At 65.9% G+C, this 26,774-nt stretch carries 26 protein-coding genes; 12 read left to right on the top strand and 14 right to left on the bottom strand.

Annotation, left to right across the window (positions count from 1 at the left end; all coding sequences use genetic code 11):
- Positions 1–9: 9 nt before the first annotated feature.
- From DYI42_RS11255 to DYI42_RS11265, 3 genes are all read right to left on the bottom strand, one after another.
- Positions 10–1,689: a DNA methyltransferase gene (locus tag DYI42_RS11255; protein ID WP_213546038.1), complete on the bottom strand. Its 1,680-nt coding sequence runs from the start codon at positions 1,687–1,689 to the stop codon at positions 10–12.
- Positions 1,686–2,561, bottom strand: coding sequence for an IS1595 family transposase (locus tag DYI42_RS11260; protein ID WP_213546039.1), 876 nt, complete (start codon positions 2,559–2,561; stop codon positions 1,686–1,688). Before DYI42_RS11260 ends, DYI42_RS11255 begins: the two co-directional genes overlap by 4 nt.
- A gap of 98 nt (positions 2,562–2,659) precedes the next feature.
- On the bottom strand, positions 2,660–3,610 hold the full coding sequence (locus DYI42_RS11265) for an L-threonylcarbamoyladenylate synthase (RefSeq protein WP_213546040.1): 951 nt from the start codon (positions 3,608–3,610) through the stop codon (positions 2,660–2,662).
- 120 nt (positions 3,611–3,730) lie between these two features.
- Between DYI42_RS11265 and DYI42_RS11270 the strand changes: the two genes are divergently transcribed.
- Genes DYI42_RS11270 through DYI42_RS11280 form a run of 3 tightly spaced genes read left to right on the top strand, consistent with a single transcriptional unit; the run spans position 3,731 to position 6,981 of the window.
- Complete coding sequence (locus DYI42_RS11270; RefSeq protein WP_213546041.1) at positions 3,731–5,440, top strand: acyl-CoA dehydrogenase; 1,710 nt, start codon at positions 3,731–3,733, stop codon at positions 5,438–5,440.
- 9 nt (positions 5,441–5,449) lie between these two features.
- Positions 5,450–6,484, top strand: coding sequence for an MBL fold metallo-hydrolase (locus DYI42_RS11275; RefSeq protein WP_213546042.1), 1,035 nt, complete (start codon positions 5,450–5,452; stop codon positions 6,482–6,484).
- Positions 6,485–6,489: 5 nt separating this feature from the next.
- Positions 6,490–6,981 carry a DUF6173 family protein gene (locus DYI42_RS11280; protein WP_213546043.1) on the top strand — a complete coding sequence of 164 codons (492 nt, stop codon included), beginning with the start codon at positions 6,490–6,492 and terminating at the stop codon, positions 6,979–6,981.
- A 64-nt stretch (positions 6,982–7,045) separates the two neighbouring features.
- On the opposite strand, the gene DYI42_RS11285 is transcribed toward DYI42_RS11280, so the two are convergent.
- The 3 genes from DYI42_RS11285 to DYI42_RS11295 all read right to left on the bottom strand — a co-directional run bounded on the left by DYI42_RS11285 (position 7,046) and on the right by DYI42_RS11295 (position 10,957).
- Positions 7,046–7,840 carry a 3'(2'),5'-bisphosphate nucleotidase CysQ gene (locus DYI42_RS11285; RefSeq protein ID WP_213546044.1) on the bottom strand — a complete coding sequence of 265 codons (795 nt, stop codon included), beginning with the start codon at positions 7,838–7,840 and terminating at the stop codon, positions 7,046–7,048.
- A complete protein-coding gene (locus tag DYI42_RS11290) occupies positions 7,827–9,179 on the bottom strand; it encodes a TldD/PmbA family protein (RefSeq protein WP_213546045.1) in 1,353 nt (450 codons plus the stop codon). The genes DYI42_RS11285 and DYI42_RS11290 overlap by 14 nt, the downstream gene beginning before the upstream one ends.
- Before the next feature lie 272 nt (positions 9,180–9,451).
- Positions 9,452–10,957: a DUF2125 domain-containing protein gene (locus tag DYI42_RS11295; protein ID WP_213546046.1), complete on the bottom strand. Its 1,506-nt coding sequence runs from the start codon at positions 10,955–10,957 to the stop codon at positions 9,452–9,454.
- Positions 10,958–11,103: 146 nt separating this feature from the next.
- On the opposite strand from DYI42_RS11295, the gene DYI42_RS11300 reads away from it, so the two are divergent.
- Positions 11,104–11,856 carry an SDR family oxidoreductase gene (locus DYI42_RS11300; RefSeq protein WP_213546047.1) on the top strand — a complete coding sequence of 251 codons (753 nt, stop codon included), beginning with the start codon at positions 11,104–11,106 and terminating at the stop codon, positions 11,854–11,856.
- The gene (locus DYI42_RS11305; RefSeq protein WP_213546048.1) at positions 11,853–12,512 is read left to right on the top strand and encodes an enoyl-CoA hydratase/isomerase family protein; all 660 of its coding nucleotides are present in this window, start codon (positions 11,853–11,855) and stop codon (positions 12,510–12,512) included. The genes DYI42_RS11300 and DYI42_RS11305 overlap by 4 nt, the downstream gene beginning before the upstream one ends.
- Here DYI42_RS11305 and DYI42_RS11310 read toward each other — a convergent pair.
- Positions 12,475–12,774 carry an HNH endonuclease gene (locus DYI42_RS11310; protein ID WP_213546049.1) on the bottom strand — a complete coding sequence of 100 codons (300 nt, stop codon included), beginning with the start codon at positions 12,772–12,774 and terminating at the stop codon, positions 12,475–12,477. The two genes, DYI42_RS11305 and DYI42_RS11310, sit on opposite strands and share 38 nt — an antisense overlap.
- A 33-nt stretch (positions 12,775–12,807) precedes the next feature.
- On the opposite strand from DYI42_RS11310, the gene DYI42_RS11315 reads away from it, so the two are divergent.
- Positions 12,808–13,956, top strand: a complete 1,149-nt coding sequence (locus DYI42_RS11315) for a TIGR03862 family flavoprotein (protein ID WP_213546050.1) — start codon at positions 12,808–12,810, stop codon at positions 13,954–13,956.
- Between the two features lie 183 nt (positions 13,957–14,139).
- On the opposite strand, the gene holA is transcribed toward DYI42_RS11315, so the two are convergent.
- The 4 genes from holA to DYI42_RS11335 form a co-directional block, all read right to left on the bottom strand.
- Positions 14,140–15,159: a DNA polymerase III subunit delta gene (gene holA, locus DYI42_RS11320; protein ID WP_213546051.1), complete on the bottom strand. Its 1,020-nt coding sequence runs from the start codon at positions 15,157–15,159 to the stop codon at positions 14,140–14,142.
- 7 nt (positions 15,160–15,166) lie between these two features.
- Complete coding sequence (gene lptE / locus DYI42_RS11325) at positions 15,167–15,757, bottom strand: LPS assembly lipoprotein LptE (RefSeq protein WP_244867849.1); 591 nt, start codon at positions 15,755–15,757, stop codon at positions 15,167–15,169.
- Between the two features lie 46 nt (positions 15,758–15,803).
- Positions 15,804–18,350, bottom strand: a complete 2,547-nt coding sequence (leuS, locus tag DYI42_RS11330) for a leucine--tRNA ligase (RefSeq protein WP_213546052.1) — start codon at positions 18,348–18,350, stop codon at positions 15,804–15,806.
- Positions 18,351–18,452: 102 nt separating this feature from the next.
- Positions 18,453–18,998, bottom strand: coding sequence for a DUF3576 domain-containing protein (locus tag DYI42_RS11335; RefSeq protein WP_213546053.1), 546 nt, complete (start codon positions 18,996–18,998; stop codon positions 18,453–18,455).
- Positions 18,999–19,270: 272 nt separating this feature from the next.
- Here DYI42_RS11335 and DYI42_RS11340 point away from each other — a divergent pair, with 272 nt between their 5' ends.
- The 3 genes from DYI42_RS11340 (at position 19,271) to DYI42_RS11350 (ending at position 22,513) form a co-directional block, all read left to right on the top strand.
- Positions 19,271–20,251 carry a porin gene (locus tag DYI42_RS11340; protein WP_213546054.1) on the top strand — a complete coding sequence of 327 codons (981 nt, stop codon included), beginning with the start codon at positions 19,271–19,273 and terminating at the stop codon, positions 20,249–20,251.
- A 127-nt stretch (positions 20,252–20,378) separates the two neighbouring features.
- Positions 20,379–21,878 carry a tetratricopeptide repeat-containing sulfotransferase family protein gene (locus tag DYI42_RS11345; RefSeq protein ID WP_213546055.1) on the top strand — a complete coding sequence of 500 codons (1,500 nt, stop codon included), beginning with the start codon at positions 20,379–20,381 and terminating at the stop codon, positions 21,876–21,878.
- Positions 21,860–22,513, top strand: a complete 654-nt coding sequence (locus tag DYI42_RS11350; RefSeq protein WP_213546056.1) for a YggS family pyridoxal phosphate-dependent enzyme — start codon at positions 21,860–21,862, stop codon at positions 22,511–22,513. Before DYI42_RS11345 ends, DYI42_RS11350 begins: the two co-directional genes overlap by 19 nt.
- Here the strand turns inward: DYI42_RS11350 and DYI42_RS11355 are convergent.
- Genes DYI42_RS11355 through ribA form a run of 3 tightly spaced genes read right to left on the bottom strand, consistent with a single transcriptional unit; the run spans position 22,510 to position 24,475 of the window.
- Complete coding sequence (locus tag DYI42_RS11355) at positions 22,510–22,995, bottom strand: L,D-transpeptidase family protein (RefSeq protein WP_213546062.1); 486 nt, start codon at positions 22,993–22,995, stop codon at positions 22,510–22,512. The genes DYI42_RS11350 and DYI42_RS11355 overlap by 4 nt on opposite strands.
- Positions 22,995–23,411 (bottom strand): hypothetical protein, encoded by a 417-nt coding sequence (locus DYI42_RS11360; protein ID WP_213546057.1) that lies wholly within the window; start codon positions 23,409–23,411, stop codon positions 22,995–22,997. The genes DYI42_RS11355 and DYI42_RS11360 overlap by 1 nt, the downstream gene beginning before the upstream one ends.
- On the bottom strand, positions 23,408–24,475 hold the full coding sequence (ribA, locus tag DYI42_RS11365) for a GTP cyclohydrolase II (RefSeq protein WP_213546063.1): 1,068 nt from the start codon (positions 24,473–24,475) through the stop codon (positions 23,408–23,410). Before ribA ends, DYI42_RS11360 begins: the two co-directional genes overlap by 4 nt.
- Before the next feature lie 164 nt (positions 24,476–24,639).
- Here ribA and DYI42_RS11370 point away from each other — a divergent pair, with 164 nt between their 5' ends.
- From DYI42_RS11370 to DYI42_RS11380, 3 genes are all read left to right on the top strand, one after another.
- On the top strand, positions 24,640–25,326 hold the full coding sequence (locus tag DYI42_RS11370) for a response regulator transcription factor (RefSeq protein WP_213546058.1): 687 nt from the start codon (positions 24,640–24,642) through the stop codon (positions 25,324–25,326).
- A 175-nt stretch (positions 25,327–25,501) separates the two neighbouring features.
- Complete coding sequence (locus DYI42_RS11375) at positions 25,502–26,047, top strand: L,D-transpeptidase family protein (protein ID WP_213546059.1); 546 nt, start codon at positions 25,502–25,504, stop codon at positions 26,045–26,047.
- 4 nt (positions 26,048–26,051) lie between these two features.
- Positions 26,052–26,774 (top strand): alpha/beta fold hydrolase (locus tag DYI42_RS11380; RefSeq protein WP_213546060.1); only part of this gene is annotated, 723 nt, incomplete at its 3' end.

Genomic DNA, 26,774 nt, shown 5'->3' on the forward strand with positions numbered 1-26,774 from the left:
TTCATACATTCAGCCGAATGGCAATTGTGGCTGCCGCGTTTGGATTTTGCCTTTTGCCACAGAAGGTGTCGCAAACCGCTTGCCCTCCAATATTTCAGGGATCGTAAGCATCTGCATTCGAGGATACAGAACGCCGGATACTTCAAGGTCGCCAGCTTGAGCCATCTCGGAATGAAAGTTGGCGGTTTTGCGGGGACCGAGGTCGTCCATTACTATCAAGCCAGCTAATTCTGCGCCTTCCCGCTCCAACGTTCCGCGCAAGTCTCGAACGACACTAATCCCCACATTCTTTCCGCCCTTAACCTCAAGAAGCATACTCCGTAAGCTTTGTGCCCCTGGCAACTCAAAATACAGCCTCCCATCAATACCTCCATCACCTGTTTTCTTTGTGGTCACAAAGCCATCGACCTGCTCGATTGCCCACTTCTGGAAGTGGTGCTTATCATACGTCCAAAGGTCCTGTGCGCCTTCAAAGCTCTTTGGTATGCCTCGAATTTCAAAATCAATGCCCTCTTCTAGACCCAGCTTATCTTCTAGGCGAACTTTTGCGACCCGCTTTATCGCATGGATTGCGATATCAATTCCAATCCATCTTCTCTTTAGGTTCTGCGCTGCTTCGATTGTAGAAGCGCACCCGCAAAACGGATCAAGCACAACATCACCCTCATTGGAGCTCGCCGAAATAATGCGCTCCATGAGGGCAACGGGCTTTTGCGTGGCATACCCTAAGCGTTCCTTGGACTGAGAGTTAACGGCATCAATGTCAGTAATAATGTCCTGAACCTGGGTGCCCTGTGCAACGCTAAGGTATCGCTTGTATGCAGGTAGCTTACCCCTCGGAGGCCAATAGATCAGCCCGGCACCATCCAAAACATCCAATCGTTCCTGCACAGTCATATCCGAATAGCCCTCTGGATGCCGAAACCAACCCGGCAAGGCCCTATCTGGCGGCAACTCCCAATGCCGACCCTTTTCAGAGGGATCGACGCCGCGCCAAGGAAGGCCTGAGCTTCCGCCGCGCACCCCAGGACCATCGAGTGTTACGGTGCGATACTGTCCGTGACTGTCGTTCTGATTGTAATGTGACTTGATATAGGACTCATTGTAGGGCTGATAGACCCGGTTCCATGTATAGTGTTTCGATCTTGTATAAAACAGCAAGGTGTCGTGGATTGGCCCCCACTTCTTTGCCCGCCCGTGTGACTCCGTGCGCTTCCAGATGACTTCGTTCCTAAAGTTATCGTGCCCAAAAATTGCGTCCATCATCACTTTTATGTAGTGGGACGCAGTAGGATCGCAGTGAAGATATATTGATCCCGTTGGCTTTACGATACTTCTGAGTGGCAAGAGCCTTTCGGTCATATAGGAAAGATAGGCGAGAAGTTTAGGGTTAGCTTTCCTGAGCGCATTGACCCAAAACCTCCAAAACTCGGCTATATCGTCATCCACCCCAGCATCACGCATTAGAATTGGCATATGCCTTATTGATCGCTCCCGTTCCTCGTCCAATGTCCAGAGGTCGTTAAAAGCCTCTATTTGGTCCGGCAGGGGGCGTCCGGTCTCATCTTCGTAAATTGCACTGTATTCTTGGTTGGAGTTGAATGGAGGATCAAGATACACCAGATCAACGCTGCCCATTGGCATGTCTTGCATGATAGTAAGGCAATCGCCGTAGTATAACTTGTTCATGCGAAGCACCCGCGAATAAAATAGGCGAAAGGATCAGCGTTCTTGCGCTGATTGTATTTCCAGCAACTTTCGGCAACGAAGAGAGGCATATATCGCTTGGTATAGTGATGGTGACTGCCATACCAAGCCCGCTTGATGAGCGCCCAGAAGCTCTCAATTGTGTTTGTGTGCGTTGCGCCTTCCGCATAGCTCTGTTTGTGATTGATAACCGCGCGGGTGAAGATGCCTGAGGCCGCATTGTAGGCCGCATACTCATCTGTGATTAGCAGCGAGCCTTCGGGATCGACTGCATCCTTAAGGAACTTCACCACCCCTTTGCCGGACAGATCGTCGGCCACTTTGGCTTTGACCTTTCCGCCGCGTTCCACGACGCCGATAACCGGCGTCTTCTTGGTGCCGCGACCGCGCTTATTGGGGGTATCATCATCGCGGCGCCGACCTTTGCGCGGCTTGCCGCCCACATAGGTTTCATCGGCCTCGACGATACCTTGCAGCAGATCGCCTTCGTCGCTCATCATCGCCGCGCGAATGCGCTGTTGGAGATACCAAGCGGATTTCTGGTTCATGTCCAAGTCTCTCGCTAGCTGGGCACTCGACAGGCTTTTCTTGGCATTGACCATCAGGCCGATGGCCAGAAACCACTTCTGGAGCGGGATGCGAGTCTTCTCGAAAATAGTGCCGGCCAGCACGTTAAAGCTGCTCTTGCAGTCGTGGCAGTTCCAGCGCCCGATCCGGCCAGGGTCACCCTTCCGGGCGACGTGCGCAGACCCACAGTGCGGGCAATGCGGGTTGTCGCCCCAGCGAACCCGCTCTAGGTGTTCTATGCAGGCCTCTTGATCAGGGAAGCGTTGGAAAATAGTGAGCAGATTCATGGTGTTCTCCCGTTTGAGAACAAACTACCCTAATTGGAATCTTCGGTCAAGCCCATAACTACTAGTTCCGTATTTTTAAGAGCAATGAGAAGCAGGGCTTACCCGCGCGGGGCGGCGGCGCGGGTGAGCCGGTCGTTTATCGCGAGGCCAAGGCCCTGCTGCGGGATCGGGGCCACGCAGATCTCTTCACCCGGCAGCGCATCGAGGCGGTGCAGCATGGCAAAGAGATTCGCCGCCGCCTCGCGCAGATCACCGGCTTGCGAAAGGTTGGCATCGGCCTGCGGATAGCCCGGCCCGAAGGCCAGGAAGATGGCCCCCTCGGGCGGTTCCGTCACGTTTAGCCGCACCGGCTTTCCGGGCGCGTAATGCGAGCTGAGTTGGCCGGGCGCGCTCGGCTCGGTGTCATTCACCGGGGCCGTGCGGTTCAGCGGAGCGCCCAGCGCCGCTTCAAGCGCCTCCACCGGCAGCCCGCCAGGGCGCAGGAGGCGCGGCGCATCTCCGCTGCACTCCACGATGGTGCTTTCCACCCCCACCTCTGCCGGCCCGCCGTCGAGCACCGCCGCGATCCGGCCCGTGAGCGCTTGCGCGACATGCGCGGCGGTCGAGGGCGAGATCTTGCCCGAGGGATTGGCGGAGGGCGCGGCCACCGGGCCGCCGAAGGCCTCAAGCAGCGCATGGGCCAGCGGCAGCGCGGGCACACGCAGCGCAACGCTGTCGAGGCCTGCCGTCACCAGCGGCGAAAGCCCTGCCTCGGCCCGCAGCGGCACCACCAGCGTCAACGGGCCGGGCCAGAAAGCCTGCGCCAGCCGCCGCGCCGCGCCTTCGATCACGCCTACCTGGTCCGCCGCCTCCAGCGAGGCGAGGTGGCAGATCAGCGGGTTGAACCTTGGCCGCCCCTTCGCCTCGAAGATCCCGGCGACCGCCTCGCCGTTGGTGACATCGGCAGCGAGGCCATAGACCGTCTCGGTCGGGATCGCCACGAGCTCGCCCGCACGCAGCAGCTCCACCGCCCGCGCCAGCCCCGTTTCGCCCTCCAGCCTCTCGGTCATCCGCCTTCCCCGATGCTTCCGTCGTGACGCCGCGTTCTGCACCCTTCCCCTTGGGCACACCCGCGTCATCTCTTATGCTGCACGACGCGGCCCCTCAAGGCCGACTGAGGAGGAACACCCATGCCCTACACCGCCCCCGTCGATGAATTCCGCTTTCTGCTCAACCACGTGGTCGGGTACGGCAGGGTGACGGAAACAGAGCGCTTTGCCGAGGCCGGCGGCGAGATGGTGGATGCGATCCTCACCGAAGCCGGGCGGCTCTGCACCGAGGTTCTCGCCCCGCTGCAACGCAACGGCGATCTGCACCCGGCGGTTCTGGAAAACGGCGTGGTGCGCACCTCGCCCGGCTTTGCCGAGGGCTACAAGGCCATCGCCGAGGGCGGTTGGATCGGGATCAGCGCCGACCCGGAGCATGGCGGCATGGGCCTGCCGATCGCGCTGATGGAAGCGGTCAACGAGATGATGAACGGCGCCTGCCTCTCGCTGGCGCTGAACCCGCTCTTGACCCAGGGCCAGATCGAGGCGCTGGAGCACCATGCCAGCGACGAGCTGAAGGCGCTGTACCTGCCCAAGCTCATCAGCGGCGAATGGCAGGGCACGATGAACCTGACCGAGCCGCAGGCGGGCACTGACGTGGGCGCGCTGCGCAGCAAGGCCGAGCCGAATGGCGACGGCAGCTACAGTATCAGCGGCCAGAAGATCTACATCAGCTGGGGCGATGCGGATTTTGCCGAGAATGTCTGCCACCTCGTGCTGGCCCGGTTGCCCGATGGCGTGCCGGGCACCAAGGGGATCAGCCTCTTCATGGTGCCGCGCAACATTCCCAAGGCGGACGGCACACCGGGCGAGCGCAACAGCCTCCGCGTGGTCAGCCTCGAGCACAAGATGGGCCTCCACGGCTCACCCACGGCGGTGATGGAATATGACGGCGCGAAGGGCTGGCTCGTGGGCCGCGAGCATGGCGGCATGGCGGCTATGTTCACCATGATGAACAACGCCCGCCTCGGCGTCGGCATCCAGGGCATCGGCGTGGCCGAGGCCGCGACCCAGGCGGCCGTGGCCTATGCCGCCGACCGCAAGCAGGGCAAGGTCGGCGGCGCGGGCACGATCATCGAGTTCCCCGACGTGCGCAGGATGCTGATGACCATGAAGGCCGAAACCCAGGCCGCCCGCGCCATCGCGCTGGCCAATGCCGTGGCGCTCGACATTGCCAATGCCACCGGCGACGCGGGCTGGGCCGCGCGGGCGGCGCTCTTCACCCCGATCTCCAAGGCCTATGGCACCGACGTGGGCTGCGAGGTAGCGGCCACCGGCATTCAGGTGCACGGCGGCATGGGCTTTATCGAAGAGACAGGCGCGGCGCAGTTCTATCGCGATGTGCGCGTCACCACGATCTACGAAGGCACCAACGGCATCCAGGCGCTCGATCTTGTGGGTCGCAAGCTGGCCGATGGCGGCGAGGCCGCGCTCACCGTGCTCTCCGAGATCCAGGATGCCGCCGAGGCCGCCCGTGGCCGTTTCCCACGGATGACGGACGCGGTGTGGAATGCCGCCGAGGTGCAACGCGAGCTGACCGAGGCCGTCCTGGAGATGGGTATGGAGGCGCGGGGCGCCGTGGCCGTGGCCTACCTGCGGGCCTTTGCCCGGGTGCTGGGCGCGCATTACCACCTCGCTTCCGCCATGGCCGAGCAGAAAGATGCGGGCCCGCGCACCGGACTTGCCCGTTTCTACATCACCCGCCTCCTGCCGCAGCACAGCGGGCTGGCCGCCGAGGTGCGGATGGGCGGTGAAGGCATCGACGCCCTTTCCAACGAGGAACTCGCGGGCTAGGTCCGAAACATGGACGCACATCCCCTTACCTTCCCATGGGAAACACCGCCTGCGCCCGGCGAGGCCGCAGAGGTTGCCCCCGGCCTGCTCTGGTTTCGCCTGCCGCTGCCGATGGCGCTCGATCACGTCAACCTCTACGCGCTCGACGAGGGCGATGGCTGGACGCTGATCGACAGCGGGATGAACTGGGTCAAGGCCCGGGCGCAGATGGAGCAGGTGCTTGCCGGCCCGATGGGCGGCAAGCCGGTGCGCCGCGTGGTGCTTACACATCACCACCCCGATCATATCGGCCTCGCCGGCTGGCTTGCCGAACAGGGGGCCGAGATCGTGGCCACCCGCGTCGCCTGGCTCACGGCGAGGATGCTCCAGCTGGATGAGCAGAAGCGCCCCGTTGAGGCGCAAAAGCTGTTCTGGCGCCGCGCCGGGATGGATCCGGAGATCTACGAAAAACGCTGCAACGAGCGCCCCTTCAACTTTGCCGATATGACGGTGCCGTTGCCGCTCGGCTTCACCCGGATCGAAGAAGGCGATGCCATCACCATGGGTGGGCGGCGCTGGCGCGTTCGGCTGGGGCAGGGCCATGCGCCCGATCACGCCACCTTCTGGTGCGAGGATGAGCCGGTTGTTCTTGGCGGCGATCAGCTCCTGCCCTCGATTTCACCCAACCTCGGTGTCTATCCGACCGAGCCAGAAGCAGACCCGGTAGGCGAATGGCTCGAAAGCTGCGCGCGGCTGGCCGGGCACGCCCGCGACGACCAGCTCGTGCTGCCCGGCCACAAGCTGCCCTTCACCGGCCTGCCCGCGCGGCTGGTGCAAATGGCCGACAATCACCATACGGCGCTGGCCCGGCTGATGGAGCACCTGTCTGCCACGCCCGGAACGGCGCATGAGTGCTTCGAGCCGATCTTCGGGCGGCAGATCACCGGAGATGCCTACGGGCTGGCGCTTGTCGAAGCCGTCGGGCACCTCAATCACCTCTACGTCACCGGCAAGGTCAGCCGCGAGGCCGGCCCGGACGACGCCTACGTCTTCAGGGTGGTCTGAGCGCGATGGAAGACGATATCCGCACCGTCGCCGAGGCCCATGAGGAGGCCGCCCTGCTGCGCTCCCGCGCCGTGCACGCCGACCCGGACGCCCCCGCCACCGCAGAGCAGAAGCCGCTGCCCGAGGCCATCTGCGCCCGCCCCGCGGATGAAAAATCGCCCGCCGAATGGGCCTATGAGCGGCTGATTCTCTACATCCAGAACTTCGAAGAGCAGCTCGACCCGGATGAAGAGATCGCCATGGGCATGATCGACGGCGGGGCAGGGCTGCTGCGCATCGAGGGCATCGGCTTCTTCGACCCCGATATCGTCAGCTTCTACGGGCGCGATCCCTCTGGCGGGCGGATGCAGCTGGTGCAGCACGTCACCCAGCTCAACGTCACGCTGCGGGCGCTGCCCAAGCCCAAGGGGGAAGAGAAGGCCCAGCGGATCGGGTTCCGGCTGGCGCGCGGCCTGTCAGAGCCGGACGCAGACGAAGACGCCTCGAAGGGCGGATGAGCCGCACCGCGAAACGGCTCTTCACCGCCTTTCAGGCGTTCATCGCTTACCCGCACCTGCCGCTTCAGGTATCCCGCGTCACCCGGCTCATCAGCCCGCAGTGCAGGTCGCGGTTGGCCGCAATCACACCCGCCGTCAGCCGCTCCGGCGTGTTGAAGCGCAGCGGCGCGCCCTGGCGGTCGGTCACCTGGCCCCCGGCTTCCTCGACGATCAGCGCACCGGCGGCAATGTCCCACTCCCAGCTGTCGCGGAACGTCACCATCGCGTCGTAGCGCCCCTCGGCCACCAGCGCGAGACGGTAGGCCAGCGAGGGGCGGTAATGGCGGCTGTGGCGGGGCACGCCGCCTGGCCAGAGCTGGGGCGCGAGGTTGGGCTTGGCGGTGATGATCGTCACATCATCCGGGCCCGATGTGGCCGTGACCCGAAGCGCCTTGCCGTTGCGCGTGGCGCCGGCGCCCTTTGAAGCGGCGTAAACTGCGGTCTTGGCCGGCATTGCCACCACGGCAGCCACCACCCGCCCGGCCTCGGCCACGGCGAGCGAATGCGCCCAGCTCGCCTCGCCGCCGGTGTAGGCGCGGGTGCCGTCAATCGGGTCGATGATGAAACAGCGCTCGGCGCCAAGCCGCGCGCCATCGTCCGCGCTTTCCTCCGAAAGCCAGCCGTAGCCGGGGCGCGCGTCCATCAGCTTGCTGCGCAGCATCGCGTCTACCGCAAGGTCCGCCTCGGTGACAGGCCCGGCGCCATCGGCCTTGTCCCACACCCGGTGCTCGGTGCGAAAATAGTGCAGCGCGATCTCGCCTGCCGTCTCCGCCACCTCCAGCAGCAGCGCAAGGTCGTCCTTCGCCTCAGGCTCCAGCAAGGGTGAGGCCCTCGATCAGCAAAGACGGAATGCGGCGCGACTTGTGGTCTTCCGCGTCATTGGCGGCCACTAGCGTGGGCAGCATCTCCAGCAAGTTGCCGGCAATGGTGCACTCGTGCACCGGATAGGCGATCTCGCCGTTCTCCACCCAGAAGCCCGAGGCCCCGCGCGAATAATCGCCGGTGTTGGGGTTAATGGTGGAGCCGATAAGCGATGTCACCAGCAGGCCGGTGCCCATGTCGCGCACTAGATCGCCGCGGCTGGCGCTGCCGGGTGTGAGGGTGACGTTGCCGACCGAGGGCGAGGGCGGGGCGGAGGTGCCACGCGCGGCGTTGCCCGTGCTCTCCAGCCCCAGCTTGCGCGCCGAGGCAAGGTCCAGCACCCAGCGGGCGAGGCGGCCGTTCTCCACGATGGGCGCAGTGCGGGCAGGCAGCCCCTCGCCGTCAAAGGGCTTGGACCCGGGCACGCGCGGGCGCAGCGGCTCCTCGATGAGTGAAAGCGCCTCGGGCAGCACCAGCTCGCCCATCTTGCCGGTCAGCCAAGAGGAGCCCCGCGCGATGGCGGCACCATTTGCTGCCGAAAGCAGGTGCCCGATCAGCGAGGCGGCGGCGCGCTCGTCATAAAGCACCGGAAAACGCCCCGAAGGCGGCTTCTTCGCGCCTGCCCGCGCGGCGGCCCGCTTCCCGGCCTTGCGGCCCACCTCCTGCGGCCCCGGCAGGTCTGCGGCGAAGATCCGGTGCTCGTAGCAATTGTCGCGGTCCATCGCCGTGCCGGTGCCGGTGATGGCGGAGGCCGAAAGCATGTGCCCGGTGCGGGTGTAACCGCCGGAAAAGCCATTGCTGGCAGCGAGGTGAATCGCGGTGCGGCCAAAGCCCGCCGAAGTGCCTTCGATCTGGCTCACGCCTTCCACGGCTGCGGCGGCGGCCTCGCAGGCCAGGGCGGCCTCCTGCAGCGCAGCGGCCTCGGGTTCGCTGCCGATATCGGCCAGCTCCAGCGCCGCCACGTCCCAGCTTTCGGCCAGCTGCTCCGGGTCGGCCAGCCCGCAATGCGGGTCTTCCGGGGCCAGCCGCGCCATCGCCACGGCGCGCGCGGCCATCGTGTCCATCGTCTCGTCGCGCAGGTCCGAGCCCGACACGCAGGCCTGGCGCTTGCCGATCAGCACCCGCAGGCCAATCTCGGTGCCCTCCGAGCGTTCCGCCTGCTCCAGCGCGCCCGCGCGCGTGTCGATCGACAGCGAGGTGGAGGCGACGGCCATCGCATCGGCGGCCTCCGCACCCGCGCGGCGGGCGGCGGCCAGAAGCGCGTCTGTCAGGCGTTCGAGGCTGGTGGTCTCTGTCATTTTCGTCCTTCTGCGCGGCCATGGCGGGCATCCCCGCCGGACTGAGCTAGCCCCGGGGGCAGGGGGGTGCAAGGGGCTGTTTGCCTGGCCAATGCAACCCTAGCGCGCTTCACCCGGCAAAAAAGCGTTGCACCGCAACAGGATGCCCGCTGCATCCCCGCTGCCCCCAAAGGCAGCACCCGCCGCCTGCTCTGCTGGCAATCCATGCCCGAAATGAAAGGCCCCCGCCGCGGGTTGCGCGGCGGGGGCTGTTGTGGCCACCAGTCAGCTCGTCACTGCATCTCGTAGATCTTGTTTCCGTTCGCCGATATCGCGCCATCGGGTGACACCCCGATATCGGTGATCAGCACGTCCGGCTGGTCGCCGGGGCGGAAGAACATGCCCGACATCATTCTCATACCGTTGGCCTGATCGGCGGGCAGGAAGCCCATCTTCACCAGGTTGTCGAGCAGCGCGTTGGCGCCGGTCAGCCGGGCGTTGAGCGTGCCGTCGGGGGCGGGCATGCCGCCGAAGGTCATCAGGTCGGTGTTGTCGAAGGTGAAGGTGCCGTCGGCCACCAGCTCGGCGCCGGCCACCTTCAGCAGCACATCGGAGATGTTGAGCGAGTGGACCTCGCCGGGCATCCCCTGCGGGTTGGCCATGGCCTCCGGGTCGAGAATGTCGATCAGCCAGTTGCCGGTGCCAGCGAGGTTGAAGGTGACCGTGGCGGGCTCGCGCGGCAGAACCGTGCCCGGATCGAACATGTTCCAGAGGCCATCGGCGATGGTCACATCCTTCAGGCCCATCGACAGCATGTAGGGCTTGGGCTCCTCCGATTGCGCGATCGGCATGATGATGTTGAAGGAGGTCTCCTCCATCCCAAAGGTCACCTCGGGGAGCGGAATCTCGCTGCCCGAAACGCTCATGTCGAAGCCGGTGTAGCTGACCGCGTAAAGCAACTGGTCACTATTGATCGTCACCGAGCCGGTCCCGCCATCCATGTCGCCCGACACTGCAAAGCTCTCGCCCGCATCGGTGCCTTCCATCGAGAAACTCGTCGCGCCCACGGTGGTGGAGCCCTGCGCCGAGGCGCCGGCCTTCAGCATCTCGGCAATCTTCACGGGCTCCATGAACATCATCTGCCCCTGCCCAGTGGAGCTGGAGGTGATGTCGGCCATGGAGATCGTGCCCTTGCCCTGGCCCTGGCCTTCCGGATCGCGCCCGTCGAAGTCGATTTGCAGGCTTTCGGCGCTGAACGCCGAGGTCAGCACGTCACCCGCCTTGGAGTAGGTGCCGGTCGAGCCACCGATGGTGCCGGTCAGATTCAGCGGCACCGCCTCGCCATCCACCTTCATCTCGCCGAGGCTGAACACCATCGAGGGCGCGGCGTAGGTAAAGGCCACGCCGCCATCGGCATCCGCGGCACTCATGTTCATACCGTCCATGGTGACATCGAGCACAACCTCAAGCTTTTCGCCATACTCCGGCGCCACGTCGATGTTCATCTGCATCTCGGACGGCATGGCAATGGCCACGCTGCCATCGCCGTTCTCGGTGAAGGTCACGTCGCCAAGCGTGCCGGAGAGGCTCAATTCCTCCAGCTCCATCGCCACGGCCACGCCCGAGGCAGTCAGCACATCGCCCGATTTTGAGGTGTTCGCAGCGGTCACCTCCTCACCATATTCGGCGGCAATCCCGACCCAGGCCTCCCAGGCCTCTTCTGCGGTCAACGACCAGGCGGCGGGGCTGGCAGCGCAGAGCGCGGCGGCAGCAGCGGTAAGGCGTAGGAATGGTTTCATCGTGGAAAGTCCTTTCGGGCAGAAATGAAGTCGCCATATCCTCCCGTGCGGCGCAGGCGGGGTCAAGGGCCGGATAACCGGAAGCGGGTGGACGACAGGCACCTTTCCGTTATCTCTGGGACGTAACGGAACAAGGAGGAACGGCAATGGAGATGCAAGGCAAGGTGGTGATGATCACCGGCGCGAGCCGTGGCATCGGCGAGGAGGCCGCACGCGCCTTCGCCGCCGCCGGCGCGCAGGTGGCGCTGCTGGCCCGCAGCGAGGAGGCTGTGGCCGAACTCGCTGGCGAGCTGGGCGCCGATGTCGCCCTCGCCATCCCCTGCGACGTCAGCCGCTTCTGGGAGATGGAGGCCGCCGTGGAGGCCTGCGTGAAGGAATTCGGGCGGCTCGACGTTCTGGTGAACAACGCGGGCATGCTGGAACCCATCGTGCACCTCGCCGAGGCCGATCCGGAAGCCTGGGGCCAGGTGATCGACGTGAACCTCAAAGGCGTGTTCAACGGCATGCGCGCGGCCCTGCCGGTGATGTTGGCGGCGGGGGGCGGCACCATCCTCACCGTGGGCTCCGGCGCGGCGCACGGCCCGGTCGAGGCCTGGTCGGCCTATTGCAGCTCCAAGGCGGGCGCGCTGATGCTCACGAAGATGGTCGACAAGGAAAACGGCGGGCAGGGCATCCGTGCGCTCTCGCTCTCCCCCGGCACTGTCGCCACCCAGATGCAGCGCGACATCAAGGCCAGCGGCATCAACCCGGTCAGCCAGCTCGACTGGTCCGAGCACATCGCGCCCGACTGGCCCGCCAAGGCCCTGCTCTGGATGTGCGGCCCGGAGGCAGACGAATTCCTCGGCGGCGAGGTGTCGCTGCGCGATGAAGCGATACGCCGCAAGGTGGGCCTGATATGATCCGCGTCACCGACGAGGCCGGGCTGCGCACTGTCACAATCGACCGGCCCGACAAGGCCAACTCGCTGACCGGCGAGATGCTGGACGCGTTGATCGAGGCCGTCGAGGGCGCGCCGGGCGGGGCGCTGGTGTTCACCGGCGCGGGCAAGGTATTCTCCGCCGGGGCCGATCTTGACGAGGCAAAGGCCGGTCTTGCCACCTCGCCCCTGTGGGAGCGGCTCTCTCACGCGGTGGCCGTGAGCGATGCGCTCACTGTCGCCGCCCTCAACGGCACCCTCGCGGGCGGCGCTTTCGGCATGGTGCTGGCCTGCGATATCCGCCTTTCGGTGCCCACGGCCAAGTTCTTCTACCCGGTGATGAAGCTGGGCTACCTCCCCCAGCCCTCCGACCCGGCCCGCCTCACCGCGCTGGTCGGGCGCGGGCGCGCCCGGATGATCCTGCTCGCGGCGCAGAAGATCGAGGCGGCGGAGGCCGAGATCTGGGGCCTTGTCGACCGGTTGGTAGAGCCCGAGGCGCTGATGGGGGAGGCCGCCGGGCTCTGCGAGGCCGCGATGGCCGCAAACCCCGAAACCCGGGCGGGCATCAAGGCGATGTGCCGGGGCGTCACCGTGCCCGGCGTCATCGCCGGCGGCGCGGACCAGCCGTCTTCGGATTGAACTCCGGCGGCCGCTTTGCGACCCAGGCGATGAACTTCGCCAGCCGCGGATGGCCCCGCAGCGCTTCGGGCGTCGCATAATCCCGCGCCAACTCGGTTTCGCTCAGCGTGGCATGGATTTCCTTGTGGCAGACGTGGTGCAGCAGCACCGTTTCGCCGCCCTTGCCGCCCCGCAGGCGCGGCACGAGATGGTGGCGGCTCTGCGGCACATCCGGCGGAATGGGCCGTTTGCAGAGCGGGCATATGGGCGCGGCGCCGTCCATGGGGCATAGATGGGCCAAACGACAGGGGTGGCAATGGATGCATTGGTAATCGGCGGTGGCCCGGCGGGGCTGGCAGCGGCAGAGGTGCTTTCGGGCGCGGGCCGCTCGGTGCTGCTGGCCGAGGCCAAGCCCTCGCTCGGGCGCAAGCTGCTGATGGCGGGCAAATCCGGGCTGAACCTGACCAAGGAAGAAGCGGGTTTCGGCGCGGCCTACGGCACTGACTGGCTCGCCCCCATGCTGGCGGGCTTCGGCCCGGCAGAGGTGCGCGCCTGGGCGGAAGGGCTGGGGCAGGACACTTTCGTGGGCTCCACCGGGCGGGTCTTTCCACGCGCCATGAAGGCCTCGCCGCTCCTGCGGGCGTGGCTGGGGCGGTTGCAGGGCGTAACCGTCCGCACGCGCTGGCGCTGGCAGGGCTGGGAGGGCCGGGCGGCGCTCTTCGCCACCCCGGACGGCCCGCAGCGCATCGAGGCCCCCGCTACGGTGCTGGCGCTGGGCGGCGCAAGCTGGGCGCGGCTTGGCTCCGATGGCGCATGGGCGGAGGTGCTGGCCGCAGAGGGCGTGGCGCTCGCCCCCTTCCGCCCGGCGAACATGGGCTTCACCGTCAACTGGTCGCCCCACATGGCGCCGCATTTCGGCAGCCCGGTAAAGGGGGTGCGCCTCATGGCGGGCGCGCTGGACAGCCGTGGCGAGTTCATCATTTCCGAGCGAGGGCTGGAAGGCGGCGGCATCTACGAGGTCTCGGCGGCGATGCGCGACGGTGCGCCGCTCCTGCTCGACCTGTTGCCCGACCTCACCGCGGAGGAGATCGCCGCGCGCCTCGCCAAAGGCGGCAAGGAGAGCATCGGCAACCGCCTGCGCAAGCGCCTTGGCCTCTCGGCGGCCGCCCGTGCACTGCTGATGGAGTTTGGCCGCCCTCTGCCCGAAGGCTCCGCCCTCGCCGCGCTGCTGAAGGCCCTGCCTGTCATCCACAGCGGCCCCCGTCCGCTTGACGAGGCGATCTCGGTTGCCGGTGGCGTGCGGCGCGAGGCAGTGGACGCGGGGCTGATGTTGAAGGCCCGGCCCGGCGTGTTCGTGGCGGGCGAGATGCTCGATTGGGAGGCCCCCACGGGCGGCTACCTGATCACCGGATGCCTCGCCACGGGGCGCTGGGCCGGCCATGCCGCATCACAATATCTGGGGTAGTCGTGCCGAACCGAGCCTGCCTGGGATAGCCTCCCCATAACCTTGGGGAAGGGCCGGTTCGGCCCCCAAGATGTAGCGTGAGCCATTTGCGCGAGTCAACCCTCGGGCGTGCCGGTCCGGCGCGGCTGCGATGAGCGCCCGCGCCGCAGGCAAGGGCCCGAAGAGCAGCCCCGGCGGCTTGCCTCAGCGCGGCATCATCGCCAGCCGGATCATCGCCCGCTCCACCTGCGCCATCTGCGGCGCGGTCTGGCCCGCAGAGCGCAGGGCGAGGTCGGTGTCGAGCAGCAGCGCCAGCGCCTTCTCCAGCCGCGCCAGCCCCCAGTTCTGCGCCTGCCGGATCATCCTGTCACGGCGCGGGCCAAAGACCGGCGGGCGCATCTTCGCAATCCCCTGCGCCGGGCCATTCGGGTCGGCGGCGGCCAGATGGAGGGTGCGAAAGTGCATGCCCGCCATGATGCACAGCGTTGTCGGGTTCACCCCCTGGCCTTCCAACCGCTGCATCAGCGGGCCGATCTGGTCGCGCCGCGCTTCGGCGGCGGCGTTCAGGAGCTCATCCACCCCGGCCTCCGTTGTGGCCGGGGCCAGTGCGGCCACCTCGGCCTCACTCAGCGGTGCATCGTCGCCTAGCTTGTAAAGCGCGAGTTTCTCGATGAACTGGCGCAGATCGCCCGGGTCGATATGCGAGGCCAGCGCCACCAGCGCCTCCATCGCGGCATGTTCCACGTTGGCCAGCCCTGCCGCGCCCAGCCTGTCCTTGATCTCGGCGGCGCTCGGCGGGTCATCGTAGATTGCGACGAATCGGGCGCGCGGGTCTTTCTCGAACAGTTTCCTCAACTTGGAGCTGGCTTTCAGGCTGCCCGCCGTCGCCACCACCATGCCATCGCCCTCCTGCCACTCGGCCAGCGCGGTTGCAAAGAGGTCGGTCAGCCCGTCGGTCGCGCCCTCCACATGCACCGCACGCGGGCCGGGAAAGAACGACGCGCCCCGGACCGCATCGAGCAGCGCAGCCGGGTCCGAGCGCAACTCGCCCCCCGACAGCCGCGAAAGCCGCATCTCTTCCTCGCCGTTCGGTCCGACAAAGGCCTTCAGCAAGTCCTGCCGCTTCAAGGCCACCCGCATCGCATCGGCGCCCGAGATGAGAATGCCGGGCCCCGCCGTGGGCTTGGCGAAGAAGGCATTGGCGTCGCGGGTCGAAAGCTTCATCGCCGCCTCACGGCAGGAAGGTTTCAGCGGTGGCCAGCAGGTGCGTCACGGCCTGGTCCGCCAGAATCACCATCAGCCGCTTGCGTGCATCCCGCTCGGCGGTGGTGGTGGCCACCGTCGTTCCGGTGGCCGAGAAGCTGGTAAAGCTATGGGTCCGCCCGGTGGAAAGCTCCGCACCGGTGGTGGTGTCGGTCACCCTGTAGGTGACCTCGCCCATCAGGTTGTAGCGCTGGGTTTCCTGGTCGGCCGTAATCGCAAGCCCGTCGCGGCGGGTGGTGATGGCATAGTCCAGCCGCATTGGTGCAGCAGCGGCCCGGCCCAGCCGGGTTTCCACCCGCGCGACGAATTCAAACTCGTTCTCCGTGGTCGGCTCTGCGATCTCCACCTGCCCGTGCAGCGTGTCCCCCGGCCCGCCGGGGCCGTAGAGCGGAGCGAACCCGCAGGAGGCGAGTGCAAAACAGAGCGTAAGGCTGGCCAGAAGACCGCCCGGCCTCAGGCCGGGCAGCGCCCGCACCGCCCCCCCACGGGGCGGGCGCTTCTGGCGAAGGCTGCGCAGCACACCCGCGCAGGGGACTTTGGAGAACATCGCACTCAGCATCGGACCGCCCCGTGCGGCGCGGGCGCTGCCCGTCCTGTGGCCTCCGTCACGCCACCACATTCACGATCCGTCCCGGCACCACGATCACCTTCTTCGGCGCGGCGCCATCCAGCGCCCGCTGAACAGCCTCTTCCGCCAGCGCCAGCTTTTCAACCTCGGCCTTGTCCATGTCCTTTGGCACGCTGATCTCCGCCCGGCGCTTGCCGTTCACCTGGATCGGTAGCGTCACCGTGTCTTCCACCAGCAGCGCCGGGTCGGCCTCGGGCCAGGCCGCCTCGGTTACCAGCCCCTCGCGGCCCAGCATATGCCAAACCTCCTCGGCGAGATGCGGCGTCATCGGAGCCATGAGCTGCGCCATCACCGCCATCGCCTCCTTCTTCGCCGTTCCGCCCGCCTTCGACTTCGAAAGCGTGTTGGTGAAGGCATAGAGCTTGGCGATGGAGGTGTTGAAGGCAAAGCTCTCCACCCCCTCGGTCACATCCGCGATGGTCCGATGCAGCGCCTTTTGCAGGGCGGTGTCTTCGGCACCTGCGGCGCTGTCATCCGCCGAAATCTCACCCGCAAGCCGCCAGACGCGGGAAAGGTGCCGATTGGCCGCCTCCGCGCCCGAGGCCGTCCACTCCACATCCCGCTCCGGCGGGCTGTCGGACAGCACGAACCAGCGGGCGGTGTCGGCACCGTAGCTTTCGATGATGTTCAGCGGGTCGACGACGTTGTTCTTGGATTTCGACATCTTGGCGGAGGGGACGACCTCGACCGCCGTGCCATCCTTCAGCGCCGCGCCGCTCTCGCCCACCACCACATCCTCGGGGTAGTGATAGACCGGGCGGCCGTTGGCGTCCTTGGTCTGGTAGATCGCGTGGGTCACCATGCCTTGGGTGAAGAGCGCGTTGAACGGCTCTTTCGACTTCTCCGGCAGGTGGCCGGTGGCATGCATCGCGCGGGCGAAGAAGCGGGAGTAGAGCAGGTGCAGGATCGCGTGCTCGATCCCACCGACATATTGGTCGACGTTCATCCAGTAATCCGCATCCTCGCGCACCGTGGGCGTGTCGGCGCGGGGCGCGGTGAAGCGGGCGAAGTACCAGGACGAATCGACGAAGGTATCCATCGTGTCGGTCTCGCGCTTGGCCGGAGCCCCGCACTTGGGGCAGGCGCAGTCGCGCCATGTGGGGTGACGGTCCAGCGGGTTTCCGGGGGTGGAGAAGTTCACATCGTAGGGCAGCTCGATGGGCAGGTTCTCTTTCTTCTCCGGCACGACCCCGCATTTATCGCAATGCACCACCGGAATCGGGCAACCCCAATACCGCTGCCGCGACAGCCCCCAGTCGCGCAGGCGAAACTTGGTGACGCCCTCGCCCCAGCCGGCGGCCTCGGCGAAGGCGATGGTGGCGTCGATCGCCTCCTGCCCCGTCGCCTCGTTGAGCCCGGCGAAGTGATTGACCCACTTCACCTTCTGCTCCTTCGGCGGCACGAAAGCCTCGGTCTCAACCGGCGTCGCGTCGTCCAGCGCAAAGAAGGTGTCGCGCACCGGCAGGCCGTACTTGCGGCAGAAGTCCAGATCGCGCTGGTCATGCGCGGGGCAGCCGAAGATAGCGCCGGTGCCGTAGTCCATCAGGATGAAGTTGGCGATCCAGATCGGCAGCTCCCAAGACGGGTCCAACGGGTGGCGCACCTTCAGGCCGGTGTCGAAGCCCTTTTTCTCGGCCGTCTCCAGCTCTTCCGCCGTGGTGCCGCCCTTGGCGCATTCGGCGCGGAAGGCGGCAACTTCCGGGTTGCTCTCGGCCAGTTCCTTGGCCAGCGGATGATCAGGCGAGATGCCCACAAAGCTCGCGCCCATCAGCGTGTCGGGCCGGGTCGTATATACTGTCACCGGATCACCGCCGCCCACGCGCTCGAAGGCAAATTGCAGCCCGCGCGACTTGCCGATCCAGTTGGACTGCATCAGCCGCACCTTCTCGGGCCAGTCCTTCAGCCCGTCCAGCGCCTCCAGCAGCTCTTCCGACATGTCGGAAATCTTGAAGAACCACTGCGTCAGCTCGCGCCGCTCCACCTCGGCGCCCGAGCGCCAGCCCTTGCCGTCGATCACCTGCTCATTGGCGAGCACCGTCATATCGACCGGATCCCAGTTGACGGTGGCGTTGCGGCGGGTGACGAAACCGGCCTCAAGCATGTCAAGGAACAGGGCCTGCTGCTGGCCGTAATACTCCACGTCGCAGGTGGCAAACATGCGGGACCAGTCCAGCGACAGGCCCAGCGGCTTCATTTGGGCGACCATGTCGTCGATGTTGCCGTAGGTCCAATCCTTCGGGTGGCCGCCGGTGGCCATCGCGGCGTTCTCGGCGGGCATCCCGAAGGCGTCGAAGCCCATCGGGTGCAGCACGTTGAAGCCCTGCGCGCGCTTGTAGCGGGCCACCACGTCGCCCAGCGAATAGTTGCGGACGTGGCCCATGTGGATGCGCCCCGAGGGGTAGGGAAACATCTCGAGGACGTAATACTTGGGGCGGCTCTCGTCACGCTCGGCCCTGAAGGTCTGGGCATCTTCCCAGGCCTTCTGCCAGCGCGGTTCGATCTCGGACGGGGTGAAACGGGTCATGTCTGTCCTGCGGGTATTCCAACGGTCCCGGCGTGTTTACGGCGGGCGCGGCGCAGGGTCCAGCGGGTTGGCGCGGGGTGCCGCGCCACCGAGTCTATAATGTCAGAGCTTGCCGTCCTGAATGCGGAGCTGCCGGGCGCGGGTCAGAATGGCATCTTCCACGGCGCGCACGGTGTCCGCGCTCACGCTGCGGCCCCCGCGGCCTTGCAGGGCCACCTTCAGCGAACGGGCGTCCAGCGCCGGGTCCTGCACGTAGACCGTGGCGCGATAGGCGCTGCCACCCCCGGGCGGAACGCCGTAGCCATAGACGATGACGCCGGTGAACGGGTCTACCGTCTGGATCGGCATGAAGTTCAGCACCTCCAGCGACGCGCGCCAGATGTACTTGTTGACCTCCACGGTGATGTTGGGGTCGTCGCGATTGCCGAACAGATCCCAGATGGTGGAGTTGCGCACGCGGCCACCAACGATCTCACGGCCGAGTCGGTCGGTCTCTCGCGGCTGCGCGGGCGCATTGCGAATCCCCGCCGAGCTGCCGCCCGAACTGCCACCAAGGCTGTTGCCGAGCCGGCCGCTCACGCCACACGCGGAGAGCACCAGCACCATCGCTGTCAAACCTGCTGCCCGCAGTCCCTTCTGGAAGGTCATTAAAAGCTGCCCCTCTCACCCTTTTTTGCTTGTCTATCCGAGCCGCCCCACCCCCACAAGGCTTTTTGGCCAGCCAGAGGCTGCGGGCTTCGGCTGCGGCAAGGCAACAAGGGGGGCGAGGCGGACTGTGGCAGACATGCACCAGATGGCGGAGAGTCCCGGCACCCGGTCTGGGGCGTTATTGCAATCGAACGACGAAAGAGCGAAACACCCTGCCATACCCAATGTGGATTCCCCGCGTTGGGCTGACCTTTGATAACGAGGGAAACACGATGAAAAAGGTTCTTCTCACTTCGACCGCGCTGGTCGCCTTCGCTGGCGCCGCGTCGGCTGAAGTCACCGTCTCCGGCTGGGCCGAGATGGGCATCTACGGCGGCACCGATATGGAGACTCAGTTCTTCCAGGATATCGATGTCGAATTCCGCATGTCGGGCGAAACCGACGGTGGCCTCACCTTCGGTGCTGGCGTCGACCTCGACGAAGACGGCGCTTTCACCCCGTCCGATGACGGCGGCGCGTTCATCTTCATCTCCGGTTCCTTCGGCACCGTGACGATGGGCGACACCGACGGCGCTCTTGACTGGGCCCTGACCGACGCCGGCAACATCGGCAACCCCGGTTCGATCGCTGACGACGAGACCGTGCACGTTGGTTACAACGGCAACTGGCTCGACGGCGCCTACGACGGCCAGATCGTCCGCTACGACAACACCTTCGGTGACTTCGGCGTGGCAATCTCGGTTGAGATGGACGACTCCGGCGTTCTCGACACCGGCTACGCTGTTGGTTTCAAGTACAACACCGACCTCGGTGGTGCTGACCTGGCCCTCGGCCTTGGTTACCAGGAAGCTGAGCTGACCAACTTCAACACCATCCTCGACTACTTCGACGACACCTACTTCGGCACCACCACTGGTATCAAAGTGTCGGCTCTGGGTCTCGGCGCAACCGTTACCCTCGACTCCGGCCTGACCGCTGGTTTCACCTTCACCGACTTCTCGATCGACGGTACCGATGCTGACCTGACCCACACCGGTCTGGGTGTTGGCTACGCCGTGGATGCCTTCTCGGTTCACATGAACTACGGTATCTTCGACATCGACGGCGTCGAGCTCTCCGGTTGGGGTCTGACCGCCGGTTACGACCTCGGTGGCGGCGCTTCGGTTCTGGCCGGCTACGGCTCGTCCGACTTCTCCGACATCGGTGGCGACACGGTCGACACCTGGTCGCTGGGTCTGTCGATGGCCTTCTGAGCCAGTCGAAAACCTTTCGGGAAGAGCGGGCCTTGTGCCCGCTCTTTTCTTTTTGGGGATTCATTCCCCGTAGCTTATCCGTTAGAAACGGGGCGGCACGCAGCAGCGACAACACGGCAGGCAGGTGATGGCGAGCATCGCAATCAAGGACATTCCGCAACTCTACCAGAAGGCCATGAAGCTCCAGTCTTCCGGCCGCCTGAAAGAAGCGCATGATATCTACAATGAAATCGTGGACGTCCGCCCGCAGACCGCCGAGGCGCATTACCAGATCGGGCGTATCGCCCGCGAGGTGAAGGATTTCAAGGTTGCCACCGCTGCGCTGAACAAGGCGCTCCAGCTCAAGCCGGGCGAATCCGTCGTGCTTCGCGAGCTGGCAGAAACCCTTGGCGATGCAGGCGATGTGGATGAGGCCATTCGCGCCTTTGAAGAGCTCGCCAAACTGCGCCCTCGCGATGAAGACGCCCAGTTGCAACTCGCCATGCTCCACCAGCGCCAGGGCCGGTTCGAAGAGTCCGAAAAGCACTTCCGCAAGGCGCTTCGCCTCAGCCCCGGTGATGGCATCGTCTATCGCGCATGGTTGCAGGGCAAGAAGGTGAAGAAGGGTGAGCCGATCATCCGCGAAATGCTCGACGCCTACAAAAGCCCCAAGGTGCAGGGCCGCCTGCGCGCCAACCTCTGCTTCGCAATCGCCAAGGCCTACGAGGATACCAAGGAGAACGAGAAGGTCTTCCACTTCTTGAACGAAGGTAACGGGATGATGGCCCGCGCCTTCCCGTTCGATCAGAAGGCCTTTGACACCGAGTTTGACGAATCCCTCCGCCTCCAGAAGGCCTTCAGCTGGCGCAAGGAGGTGCCACCGCTCGACAACTCCGAGTTCGCCCCGATCCTCGTCACCGGCCTGCCGCGCTCGGGCACCACCCTGACCGAGCAGATCATCGCCAGCCACAGCATGGTGGAAGGCTCAGGCGAAATCGGCGTGCTCGGAAAGATGTGCCGAAGGATCATGCTGGATCGCAACGGTCAGGACTGGCGCAAGACGCTGGAGTTGAGAGACACCCAATACGAGGCCTTCCCCCGGTTGATCGAGGCCGAGTTCCGCAAGCGTGTATCTTTCGACAAGCTGGTCACCGACAAGACGATCTCCAACTTCCGCTACATCGGCCTGATCAGGGAGTTGATCCCGAACGCGCGCATCATCGTGGTGCGCCGCGACCCGCGCGACCAACTCCTGTCGATCTACAAGAACGTCTTCCGCGAGGGCACCCACACTTACGCCTACGATTTCGAGGCGCTGGCCCGCTACTACCGCAAGTTCGTGGATTGCATAGAGTTCTGGCGCGAGCAGATGCCCGATGCCTTCACCGAGATCGCCTATGAAGAGCTGGTCAACGACCCCGAGGTGCAGAGCCGCAAGCTGATCGCCGCCGCCGGGCTGGAGTGGGAAGACGCCTGCCTGGACTTCCACAAGACCAAGCGTGATGTGAAGACCCTCTCGATCCACCAGGTCCGCCAGCCGATGTACAAATCCTCGGCCCGCGCCTGGGAGAAATACGCCGATGATCTGAAGCCGCTGACAGATGCGCTCGAGCGCTATGGAGTGTTGGATTGGCACTACAAGACATAAAGGACCGTATCGCCAAGGCCTGCGAAGAGGCGGGGCGCGCCGCCGAGAGCGTCACGCTCATCGCCGTTTCCAAGGTGCAGCCCGATGCGCGCGTCGAGGCGGTGCTGGAGGAGGGGCATCGCTGTTTTGGCGAGAACCGGGTGCAGGAGGCGCAGGGCAAGTGGCCGGGCTTCCGCGAGCGTTTCGACGGTGTCGATCTGCATCTCATCGGCCCCCTGCAAAGCAACAAGACCCGCGTGGCGATGGAGCTGTTCGACAGCATCCACACCGTCGACCGCCCCAAGATCGCCGCCACCATCGCGCGCCTCTCCGATGAGTTGGGCCGCTGCCCCGAGCTGTTCATTCAGGTGAACACCGGCGAAGAAGAGCAAAAGGCGGGCTGCCTGCCGGGCGAGGTTGACGGCTTCATCGCCGAATGCCGCATGCTCTCGCTGCCGGTGAAAGGCCTCATGTGCATCCCGCCGGTGGAGGAAGAGCCGTCGCTCCACTTCGCCCTGCTGGCCAAGATGGCCGAGCGCAACGGGCTCGATGGCCTGTCGATGGGCATGAGCGCCGATTTCGAGCGCGCCATCGCGCTGGGCGCCACCCACATCCGCGTCGGCTCTGCCATCTTCGGCGAGCGTGTGCCCGGCTAGGGCTTCCCCGGCACCAGCAGCCGTGTGCCCGGCACCGCGCGCGCCGCGATCCAGGCCAGATGATCGGGCCGAAAGGCGATGCACCCCTCGGTCGGATGGCACCGCTTGCGCCAGCGGTGCAGAAAAATGGCCGAGCCTCTTCCGGGCGTCGCCGGCACGTTCCAATCCGTCGTCAGCACGATGTCATAGAGCCGGTCGGCCCGGCGCATCCGCTCATGGCTGGCGGGGTAGGGGGCCAGAACCCGCGAATTGTAGGCCGCATCCTCCGGCGCGTCCGACCACAGGTCACGCGGCCCGATGGGAATGGCCCAGGGCGCGGGCGCTGGCACCCGGTCGGCGCGGTAGTAGCAGGCCATGATCCGGTGCAGCCCCACCGGCGTCGCGCCGTCACCCTCGCGCTTGTCTCCCGTCACCCCGCCGCGGCCGACGACCGCCGTGAAGAGGCGACCGGCGAAGAGCACGCCGCGCGGGGTGAGCCGCATCATGGGTAGGCGCCATGCACGGCCAGCGCGGCCACCCGCTCCGGCGTGCCCAGCAGCACCGTCGCCGCAAGCTCATGCGCCCCGAGCTGAAACCAGTGGCCAGCGGTTGGCGGCCCGCCCGCGCCCGGCGGGTTCGGCTCCATCCGCAAGAAGCGCAGCTGATCGAGCAAGGGCCTGATCCGCGCCATCGGTTCCGGCTGGCCGAACCGGGCGATCAACAGTCCGCCAAACCGTGCAGACGGCCCCGGGCTGCGCAGCTCGAACCCGCTGAACGGCCCCGCCCCCGGCGCCTCGAACCCGACCCAGGCCTGCGATCTTCGCACCGCCGTCAGCCGCAAACCCAGCGCCGCCTCCACCTCGCCCTGCGAAAAGTCCTCCAGCCGCGCGGCGGCGTTGAGAAAGGCGGCAGGTGTCATAGCAAGTGCCCCGATTTTGCGGCCTTCGTGGCCAAATAGCCCGCATTCTCCGGCGTCTGCCCCACCTTCAGGGGCACCCGCTCGGCAACCTCAACGCCCTGGCTCTCCATCATGGCGATCTTGGCAGGATTGTTGGTCATCAGCCTGATCCGCCCCACGCCCATCTTGCCCAGCAGCGCCGCGCCGATGCGGAAATCGCGCTCGTCATCCTCGAAGCCCAGCCGGTGATTGGCCTCCACCGTGTCAAATCCCTGATCCTGCAGGCTATAGGCCCGCATCTTGTTTGCCAGCCCGATGCCGCGCCCTTCCTGATTGAGATACAGCAGCATCCCGCCCCCGGCCTCGCCCATGGCTGCCAGCGCGGCCTGAAGCTGCGGGCCGCAATCGCACTTCAGCGAGCCCAGAACATCGCCGGTGAAACAGGCCGAATGCAACCGGGTGAGCACCGGCGCGTCGCGGTCCGGGCGGCCCACCTCCACTACGTAGTGCTCCTCCGCGCCGTCACCGGGGCGAAACACATGCACCCGGCCCGCACCCGCCAGCCGCATTGGCAGACGGGCCGATATGGCCTCGGCGAAGGGCGGCAGATCGGCCCCGGCCTCTGCCGCGATCTGCGTCAGCCCCTCGGGCGCGGGGCCGTTGAGCAGCGCCACCAGCACGGCAGGCAACACCCGAGCCTCCTTCGCCAGCCGGATGCCCGCGCGGGCCAGCGCCGGGCAGCCGTCTTCCCCGCGCAATGCGTTGAACGGCCCCTTCATCGGCGTGGCAAGGTCGCTCGCCGGGTCGGCCACCGCCGCAGCCCAATCGGCCTGGCCCTCGGCGGGCAGCAAAAGCCGCGCCATATCGCCATCATAGGCGCGGGCCTTCAGGGTTTCGGCCCGCCGCGCGGTGATCGCCAGATAGGCCCCCTCGCGCGCCAGCTCCGCCACCCGCCCCGGCGCGGCCTGCTCGGCGGCCATCACCAGCGCCGCCTCGCCCTCGCCCACGATCACCACGGGCAGCCCAAGCCGCAGGTCAGCCCGGGCGCGGGCGCGCAGTTCTTCGGGTGTGGGCAGCAGGCTCATACGGGAAACCTCGGGGGGAACTCGGGGCATATCTAGTGGGTTTTCGTAGGAATATGAAACATTTCCGCCCCCTCGCACACGGTTGCGTGAGCGATTTGCAGCAAATCTTGTCGCCGCCGTGCGCCGCTCACATCTGCGAGAGAGCGAATGAAAGGAGGCTCCCCATGGCCAACCTGAAGAAAATCCTCCTCGTCGATGACGACGAAGACCTGCGCGAGGCGCTGAGCGAGCAGCTCGTGATGACCGAAGATTTTGACGTGTTCGAGGCTGGTGACGGCCACGATGCGATGGAAAAGGCCAAGAACGCGATCTACGATCTCGTGATCCTTGACGTAGCCCTGCCCGATACCGACGGGCGCGAACTGTGCAAGCTGATGCGCAAGCAGGGGGTGAAATGCCCGATCCTGATGCTCACCGGTCAGGACAGCGACGCCGACACCATCCTCGGCCTCGATGCGGGTGCCAATGACTACGTGACCAAGCCGTTCAAATTTCCGGTGCTTCTGGCCCGCATCCGCGCCCAGCTGCGCCAGCACGAACAGAGCGAAGACGCCGTGTTCCAGCTCGGGCCGTATACCTTCAAGCCCTCGATGAAGATGCTCGTCGATGATGCGGAAAAGAAGATCCGCCTCACCGAGAAAGAGACGAACATCCTCAAATTCCTCTACCGCGCCTCCGAGGGCGTGGTGCCGCGGGATATCCTGCTGCACGAGGTCTGGGGCTACAACGCGGGCGTGACAACCCACACGCTGGAAACCCACATCTACCGCCTCCGCCAGAAGATCGAGCCCGATCCCTCCAACGCCCGGCTCCTGGTGACCGAAAGCGGCGGCTACCGACTGGTGGCCTGACCCATCCCTCCGTGGCCGGGGCAATGGCCACACCTCCCTGTTGGACTGGCCCGGGCTTGCGCCCGGGCCTTTTTTGTGGTCGGGAACGCGCTACACGCTGCCCGGCTTTCGGATACGCTTGACCCGAACATCTCGCGCCTACCCCCACGCCAAGGCCAGTGCTATCACTCCCGCCATGAAGCGTATTGCCAAAGTCGCGGCCACCCTCGCCGTCCTCGCCCTCGGCCTCGTGGCTTACACCGCCGCCATGGCCCGTGTCGGCTCTGGCACCGCGCCCGACATGGCCCCCGCCGCCGAGCGTGCCGACGAAATTCGCGTCGACAAGTCCGAGCGGCGGCTGAAGCTTCTGCGCAACGGCGCGGTCATCCGCAGCTACACAGTCAGCCTCGGCGCGGCCCCCGAGGGCCACAAGGGCCGCGAGGGCGACGAGCGCACCCCCACCGGCAGCTACGAGATCGACTGGCGCAACCCGGGCTCCATCGCCCACCTCTCGCTCCATGTCTCCTACCCCAATGCCGAAGACACCGCCCGCGCTGAAGCGGCAGGCCACAGTCCCGGCGGAAACATCATGATCCACGGCATCGCCAACGGCTGGGGCTGGTTCGGCGGGCTGCACCGCTATTGGGATTGGACCAACGGCTGCATCGCCGTGACCGACGCCGAGATGCGTGAAATCTGGTCTCTGGTACCCGATGGCACCCCCATCCACATTTCCGAGTAGACGCATGGGCCGCATCCTCAAGTTCCTTCTGAAGCTCGCCGCCGTGCTGGTTGCCATCGCGCTGGTCGCCCTCCTCGCACTGCGCGGCTTCGCTGCCCTGCGCGAAGCCCAAACCGAACCGCCTGCCCGCGGAGACCTGGTGCAAACCGCGATGGGCGCGATCTATGTGATCGAGCAGGGGCCGGCCGATGGCCCCCCGGTGCTGCTCATCCACGGCTCCGTCGGCTGGTCTGGCTTCTGGGAGGAAACCCTCGCCGCGCTGGCTGACGCCGGCTACCGCGCCATCGCCTTCGACATGCCTCCCATGGGCTGGTCAGAGCGCGACGCGACGGTCGATTACACCCGGGCAAAGCAGGGCCAGCGTGTTCTGGCGCTGTCCGAGGCGCTGGGCGTGCGGCCAGTTCTGGTCGCCCACAGCTTCGGCGCCGGGGCAGGGGCCGAGGCGATGATGGCCGATCAGAGCGCCTTCACCGGGTTCATCGTGGTCGACGGCGCCATTGGCCTCGACGCGGCGCCAGGCCCCCCGCCGCTGCCGCTGCGCTCCGGCGCGCTGCGCCAACTCGCCGTCTCCGCCACCATCACCAACCCCTGGGCGATGAAGCCCCTGCTCAAGGCCTTCCTCCACAAGAAGGACCGCGCCGCGCCCTACGTGCCAACGCTGAACGCGCCGATGAAACGCGCGGGCACCACGGCCGCCATGGCCGACTGGCTCCCCACCCTCGTCACC

The organism is Vannielia litorea (assembly GCF_018424695.1).
In the GTDB taxonomy this organism is placed as follows: domain Bacteria; phylum Pseudomonadota; class Alphaproteobacteria; order Rhodobacterales; family Rhodobacteraceae; genus Vannielia; species Vannielia litorea_A.

What these genes read in the sequence shown, in the direction of transcription:
- DYI42_RS11280 (WP_213546043.1), top strand. Translation starts at nt 6,490, where the DNA reads ATGGAAGACGATATCCGCACCGTCGCCGAGGCCCATGAGGAGGCCGCC.
- DYI42_RS11290 (WP_213546045.1), bottom strand. Translation starts at nt 9,179, where the DNA reads ATGACAGAGACCACCAGCCTCGAACGCCTGACAGACGCGCTTCTGGCC.
- DYI42_RS11295 (WP_213546046.1), bottom strand. Translation starts at nt 10,957, where the DNA reads ATGAAACCATTCCTACGCCTTACCGCTGCTGCCGCCGCGCTCTGCGCT.
- DYI42_RS11345 (WP_213546055.1), top strand. Translation starts at nt 20,379, where the DNA reads ATGGCGAGCATCGCAATCAAGGACATTCCGCAACTCTACCAGAAGGCC.
- DYI42_RS11305 (WP_213546048.1), top strand. Translation starts at nt 11,853, where the DNA reads ATGATCCGCGTCACCGACGAGGCCGGGCTGCGCACTGTCACAATCGAC.
- DYI42_RS11360 (WP_213546057.1), bottom strand. Translation starts at nt 23,411, where the DNA reads ATGACACCTGCCGCCTTTCTCAACGCCGCCGCGCGGCTGGAGGACTTT.
- DYI42_RS11340 (WP_213546054.1), top strand. Translation starts at nt 19,271, where the DNA reads ATGAAAAAGGTTCTTCTCACTTCGACCGCGCTGGTCGCCTTCGCTGGC.
- DYI42_RS11260 (WP_213546039.1), bottom strand. Translation starts at nt 2,561, where the DNA reads ATGAATCTGCTCACTATTTTCCAACGCTTCCCTGATCAAGAGGCCTGC.
- DYI42_RS11270 (WP_213546041.1), top strand. Translation starts at nt 3,731, where the DNA reads ATGCCCTACACCGCCCCCGTCGATGAATTCCGCTTTCTGCTCAACCAC.
- DYI42_RS11310 (WP_213546049.1), bottom strand. Translation starts at nt 12,774, where the DNA reads ATGGACGGCGCCGCGCCCATATGCCCGCTCTGCAAACGGCCCATTCCG.
- holA (WP_213546051.1), bottom strand. Translation starts at nt 15,159, where the DNA reads ATGAAGCTTTCGACCCGCGACGCCAATGCCTTCTTCGCCAAGCCCACG.
- DYI42_RS11265 (WP_213546040.1), bottom strand. Translation starts at nt 3,610, where the DNA reads ATGACCGAGAGGCTGGAGGGCGAAACGGGGCTGGCGCGGGCGGTGGAG.
- DYI42_RS11275 (WP_213546042.1), top strand. Translation starts at nt 5,450, where the DNA reads ATGGACGCACATCCCCTTACCTTCCCATGGGAAACACCGCCTGCGCCC.
- DYI42_RS11370 (WP_213546058.1), top strand. Translation starts at nt 24,640, where the DNA reads ATGGCCAACCTGAAGAAAATCCTCCTCGTCGATGACGACGAAGACCTG.
- DYI42_RS11355 (WP_213546062.1), bottom strand. Translation starts at nt 22,995, where the DNA reads ATGCGGCTCACCCCGCGCGGCGTGCTCTTCGCCGGTCGCCTCTTCACG.
- DYI42_RS11375 (WP_213546059.1), top strand. Translation starts at nt 25,502, where the DNA reads ATGAAGCGTATTGCCAAAGTCGCGGCCACCCTCGCCGTCCTCGCCCTC.
- DYI42_RS11335 (WP_213546053.1), bottom strand. Translation starts at nt 18,998, where the DNA reads ATGACCTTCCAGAAGGGACTGCGGGCAGCAGGTTTGACAGCGATGGTG.
- ribA (WP_213546063.1), bottom strand. Translation starts at nt 24,475, where the DNA reads ATGAGCCTGCTGCCCACACCCGAAGAACTGCGCGCCCGCGCCCGGGCT.
- DYI42_RS11255 (WP_213546038.1), bottom strand. Translation starts at nt 1,689, where the DNA reads ATGAACAAGTTATACTACGGCGATTGCCTTACTATCATGCAAGACATG.
- leuS (WP_213546052.1), bottom strand. Translation starts at nt 18,350, where the DNA reads ATGACCCGTTTCACCCCGTCCGAGATCGAACCGCGCTGGCAGAAGGCC.
- DYI42_RS11300 (WP_213546047.1), top strand. Translation starts at nt 11,104, where the DNA reads ATGGAGATGCAAGGCAAGGTGGTGATGATCACCGGCGCGAGCCGTGGC.
- DYI42_RS11315 (WP_213546050.1), top strand. Translation starts at nt 12,808, where the DNA reads ATGGATGCATTGGTAATCGGCGGTGGCCCGGCGGGGCTGGCAGCGGCA.
- lptE (WP_244867849.1), bottom strand. Translation starts at nt 15,757, where the DNA reads ATGCTGAGTGCGATGTTCTCCAAAGTCCCCTGCGCGGGTGTGCTGCGC.